6 protein-coding genes and 1 pseudogene are annotated in these 5,277 nt (G+C 32.9%); 2 read left to right on the forward strand and 5 right to left on the reverse strand.

Features of this window, described 5'->3' with window-relative positions; genetic code table 11:
* Positions 1 to 257 (reverse strand): hypothetical protein (locus VGE71_RS14115; protein ID WP_331138914.1); only part of this gene is annotated, 257 nt, incomplete at its 3' end.
* 157 nt (positions 258 to 414) lie between these two features.
* Here VGE71_RS14115 and dnaX point away from each other — a divergent pair.
* Positions 415 to 1,500 carry a DNA polymerase III subunit gamma/tau gene (gene dnaX / locus VGE71_RS14120; RefSeq protein ID WP_257698210.1) on the forward strand — a complete coding sequence of 362 codons (1,086 nt, stop codon included), beginning with the start codon at positions 415 to 417 and terminating at the stop codon, positions 1,498 to 1,500.
* A gap of 254 nt (positions 1,501 to 1,754) precedes the next feature.
* A complete protein-coding gene (locus VGE71_RS14125; RefSeq protein ID WP_144219836.1) occupies positions 1,755 to 2,171 on the forward strand; it encodes a DNA polymerase III subunit gamma/tau in 417 nt (138 codons plus the stop codon).
* Between the two features lie 59 nt (positions 2,172 to 2,230).
* Here the strand turns inward: VGE71_RS14125 and VGE71_RS14130 are convergent, their stop codons facing one another.
* The 4 genes and pseudogenes from VGE71_RS14130 to VGE71_RS14145 all read right to left on the reverse strand — a co-directional run.
* The gene (locus VGE71_RS14130) at positions 2,231 to 2,809 is read right to left on the reverse strand and encodes an NAD(P)H-dependent oxidoreductase (protein ID WP_331138915.1); all 579 of its coding nucleotides are present in this window, start codon (positions 2,807 to 2,809) and stop codon (positions 2,231 to 2,233) included.
* A 175-nt stretch (positions 2,810 to 2,984) separates the two neighbouring features.
* Complete coding sequence (locus VGE71_RS14135; RefSeq protein WP_331138916.1) at positions 2,985 to 3,545, reverse strand: Crp/Fnr family transcriptional regulator; 561 nt, start codon at positions 3,543 to 3,545, stop codon at positions 2,985 to 2,987.
* A 101-nt stretch (positions 3,546 to 3,646) separates the two neighbouring features.
* Positions 3,647 to 4,537, reverse strand: a complete 891-nt coding sequence (locus VGE71_RS14140; protein WP_144219136.1) for a Ppx/GppA phosphatase family protein — start codon at positions 4,535 to 4,537, stop codon at positions 3,647 to 3,649.
* A 33-nt stretch (positions 4,538 to 4,570) separates the two neighbouring features.
* A pseudogene (locus tag VGE71_RS14145) lies at positions 4,571 to 5,277 on the reverse strand (polyphosphate kinase 1); the annotation flags it as partial.

Here is a 5,277-nt window from a genome sequence, read left to right on the forward strand (position 1 = left end):
TTTAAATTGAATATTTCTGAATAAAATTCAATCAAATCATGATAAAAATGATGTACTTCGGATATTGTACCAGAGCTAAATGAATCTAAGTTCAAGATTATCTGTACTAAATTATCATTAAACTGTTGCAGAACTGACTCATATCTAGCCAAAGATTCCTTTCCTAATGAATCTTGTCGTAATAAATATTTTAAGTTAATACCATTTAATTTATCACTCATAATTTTGAGATCAGAACTATATTCGTATATATCCATATAAAAATTTTGTTTGCAATAAAACTATTACTTTTTTTTCATATTCAACAGAAAACTTTTTTTTCATTCTCCTATTCAGCCACTTAAAAATCTTTCAATTTTTAAATTTTTAAATCATTAAATTATACTCTATATTTGCTATCGAATAAAAAAGAATATGGAACAATTTGTAGTATCGGCACGTAAATATCGCCCGCAGACCTTTAAGGATGTTGTGGGACAGAAAGCCATTACCAACACTTTGTTGAATGCTATTGAAACCAATCACTTGGCTTCTGCTCTTTTATTCACAGGACCACGTGGAGTTGGAAAAACGACTTGTGCTCGTATTTTGGCTCGAAAAATAAATCAGCCTGGATATGATGATCCTACAGAAGATTTCGCATTTAATGTTTTTGAGTTAGATGCTGCTTCGAACAACTCTGTTGATGATATTCGTAGCCTTATTGATCAGGTTCGAATCCCACCACAAACAGGGCAATACAAAGTATATATCATTGACGAGGTCCACATGTTGTCTTCGGCTGCTTTTAATGCTTTTCTTAAAACATTAGAAGAACCGCCAAAACACGCTATTTTTATTTTAGCGACAACAGAAAAACACAAAATCCTTCCAACGATTTTATCTCGCTGTCAGATTTTTGATTTTAAAAGAATTACAGTAAAAGATGCCAAAGAACATTTGGCTGATGTTGCTGAAAGTCAAGGAATCAATTTTGAAGACGATGCGCTACATATTATTGCCCAAAAAGCAGATGGTGCGATGCGTGATGCGTTGTCTATTTTTGACCGTGTAGTTTCATACTGTGGAACTAATTTAACACGTCAGGCTGTAACCGAAAACTTGAACGTTTTAGATTACGAAACGTATATTTCGATTACCGAATTACTTTTAGAAAATGAAATTCCGAAGCTTTTATTAGCTTACAATGATATTCTGGCAAAAGGTTTTGACGGACATCACTTTATTGCTGGTTTAGCGTCTCACTTTAGAGATTTACTGGTAAGCAAAACGCCTTCTACAATTGCTTTGTTAGAAGTTGGAGAACAAGCGCAACAAATGTATGCAGCACAATCTCAAAAATGCTCTCAAGAGTTTTTATTAAAAGGAATTGACATTGCAAACGACTGCGATTTAAAATACAAACTAAGTCAGAATCAACGCCTTTTAGTTGAATTATGCTTGATGCAATTAGCCTCTATCAACTTTGATGGAGAAAAAAAAAAGCTGAGCAATTCATAATTCCGCCCGTTTATTTTAAAAATGGTGGATATTCTATAGTTGAAGTCCAAAGTTCACAGTCCAAAAGTGAAAGCATTCCTGCAACAGAGAATCAAACCTCTCAAGCGGTAACTCAAACTGAAACTGTTGCTTCTCAACCAGAAAAAGCTGTTCAAACTCCACAAGTTCAAACACCACAGCCTCCAAAAACCGAAACAGATGGCACACCAAAAGTTTCTGCTTTTTCTCTTGCCAGTATTCGCAAGAAAAAAGAATTGGAAGCCAGCAGTAAAACATACGTTAAACCCTCTTCTATTTTACCAACCGAAGAATTTAACGAAACTGATATGCGTCTTCACTGGAACAAATATGCAGAACGTTTAGGACAAAAAGGTCTTAGAATTATGGAATCGATTCTATTGATTAGTGATCCTGTTTTGAACGGAACAACGATTAGTTACGAACTTCCAAACGAAGGATCAAAACTAGAGTTCGAAAGTCAGATGAATGGATTATTAGGGCATTTAAAAGGACATTTACATAATCACGACATTACGATTGAAGTAATTGTAAACGAACAGGCAGAAACTAAAAAAACCTACAATAATCAGGATCGTTATAATCGTTTTATGGAAATCAATCCAAACATTGAACTTTTACGTTCTACATTTGGATTGGATTTGAAAGATTAATTTTTTGTTCTTATAGTCACGAATTTCTTTCTGAATTCAACCAAACTTGTAGTCATTTTTTATTTATTTCGGAGACCGAAATCATATACTTTTTCGAGCCATTTTTTTCTTTGCTCTTCAGTTGAACCTTTTATAATTCCGACATAACTGACTTTTACTGGTTTTATTCCACAGAATTCTAAAGTCGATTTTTTCAATTGATTTACACTTGGTCTTCCAAAAAACAATCTATAATACCAACCTGGCTGATCTAAAGTTGTGATAATGTGTGCTGTTTTTCCTTTGAGCAATTTATCCCACCAAACTGAATTTTCTCTGTATTGAAATGCCATTCCAGGCAGAAACAAACGATCGATAAAACCTTTGGTAATAGCAGGAAGTCCGCCCCACCAAACGGGATGAATCCAGACTAAATGATCTGCTCTTTTAATTTTTTCCCAGGATTCAAGTAAATCTGGTTCTAATTCTGTTCTTTTTTGATAACCAAACTGAAGATTTGGATTGAATTTCAAATCGGCAATTACAATGGTTTCGACCTGAGCTCCAGAAGCGAGAGCACCGTTTTTATAAGATTCTGCAATTCCGAAATTGAAACTTTCAGCGTTAGGATGTCCGTTTATAATCAGTATTTTTTTCATATCAATGTTTTTCCAAAAATACTATTCATGCTTTTTCTTTTACTAGACAAATGTCCTAAAAGGGAATTTTAAACACATAGAAACATAGATTTTATTCTCATATTAAAGAATACAAAACAAATCTAGATTTGAACAAATAGGATAATTGGAAAAAAGATCTGCGAGAGCAAAAATTTTAGACAATTGCTTTTCGAATTCGGCTTAAATGTCTTGGTGTAATTCCTAAGTAAGAAGCTAAATACTGTAACGGAATTAACTGTATGTATTTTTGATGATTCTGATATAATTCATCGTAACGCTCTGCTCCTGACAATTTCTGAAAAGAAACCATTCTTTTATGCAGGTTTACGAATTCTATTTCGGTTAATTTTCGGCCAGTTTCTTGCCAATTGAATCCTGATTTATACAATTTTTCCAAAGCTTTTCGATCCAGAATCTGTAATTCTGTTTCAGTTAAAGCCTGAATATTTTCTTCTGCTTTTTCTTCTGTTATAAAACTGGCAAAAGATGCCATAAATTCATTTTCAAAAGCAAAACAATTGGTGATTTCATCCCCTTTATGATTGACAAAAAAGGAGCGCAAAATTCCTTTTTTTATAAATACAACTTCATTGCAAACCTGATTTTCGGTCAATAAAAGTTCTCCTTTTTTCAGTGTACGAAAAGTTATTAAATCATCTAAAAGATCTAATTCATCAGCAGAAAAATCTTGAATAGACTGAAAAATTGATTTCATAGTTATTGTTTTTTGGCCAAGAATTTCACAAATCTCCACGAATTTTCTCTTTAAATTAAAATAAATAATTCTTGGAGATTTGTAAAATTCGTAGCAAAAAATTAAATCTTACCGTAATACATTGCTTTTACAATACCATCTGAAAGTCCGATTTTAGGAACGTAAATTTGGCGTGCTCCACTCCATTTCATTGCATTTAGATAAATTCTAGTTGCATGGATAATTACGTCGGCACGGTCTGAGTTCAAACCTAATTCGGCAATTCTTTGCTCATAAGTCAACGAATTTAAGAATGCATATTGTGAATTGATATAAATATACGACAATGGTTTTTCCTGTTGTTTTCCTGACATTTTAAACAACTTATTGATGTTTCCTCCAGATCCGATTAAAGTTACCTCTTCGTAATCTGCAGTATTGGTTTTAATCCATTTTTCGATTTCGTCCCAAACCACATCATGAACCATATTATTCAATAAACGGACAGTTCCTGCTTTGAAAGACCTAGAAGTAACCATTTTTCCAGAAGAAAACAATGTAAATTCAGTACTTCCACCACCAACATCGACAAACAAATAAGTTTCATCTGATTTAATTAAATGATGTAAATCTGTAGAAGCAATAATAGCTGCTTCTTTTTTACCGTCGATAATTTCGATTTTAATATCGGCTTTTTTCTTAATTAAAGCCACAACTTCTTTTGCGTTATAAGCTTCGCGCATTGCGGAAGTTGCAAATGCCATATAACGTTCTACTTTATGTACTTTCATCAAAAGATTGAATGCTTTCATTGCATCAACCATTCGATCTATATTTTCTTGTGAAATTTCTCCAACTGTAAAGGCATCTTGTCCTAAACGAATTGGTACACGAACAAGGGAACTTTTATTAAACTGCGGTTCTTTACCTTCTTGTTCCACAACGTTAGCGATCAAAAGCCTCATGGCATTCGATCCGATATCTATCGCTGCAAATTTCCTAATATTAATCATGCTCACTTTATGACTTGTAATTGGTATTAATTATTAATTTACTTTTTGAGGAACCTCTTCTAGTGCCGCTACTTTGTTCTGATAATATTTATAGGTTTCTAATTGTGCTCTAAATGGAGCATGATGGTTCTTCGGCTTATATTTATTATCCAATTTATAAGAATGATATCTTACTTTTACATTTCCTTTCCAGGCAATATTGAAATTATCGATTAATTCTTTTTTAATTTCAAGGTCATAAATTGGACACGTTACCTCAACTCTACCATCTAAGTTTCTTGTCATAAAATCGGCCGATGAAATATAAACTTCTGTTAGACCCGCATTTCCAAAAATGTAAACTCTTGTATGCTCTAAATAATTATCGACAATACTAATAGCTTCAATGTTTTCGCTCATTCCCGGAATTCCTGGAATTAACGAACAAATTCCTCTTACCTGCAATTGGATTTTTACTCCCGCATTACTTGCTTCGTATAATTTATCGATCATTTTAAAATCAGATAAACTATTCATTTTTAATTTGATATGCGTTTTCCTACCAGCCAAAGCATGAAGAATTTCGCGGTCAATTAGTTTTATAAACTTTGTTCGGGTATAATGTGGCGATACAATTAAATGTTTGTATCTGTGAACTCTGTAATTGATATCGAAAAACTCAAATATTTTGGATGTATCTTTTAATATTCCCTGATGACAGGTAAGCAAGGTTACATCAGTATAAATTTTTGCAGTCGATT

Origin of the sequence: Flavobacterium sp., from assembly GCF_036405015.1 — a bacterium.
Taxonomy (GTDB): Bacteria; Bacteroidota; Bacteroidia; order Flavobacteriales; family Flavobacteriaceae; genus Flavobacterium.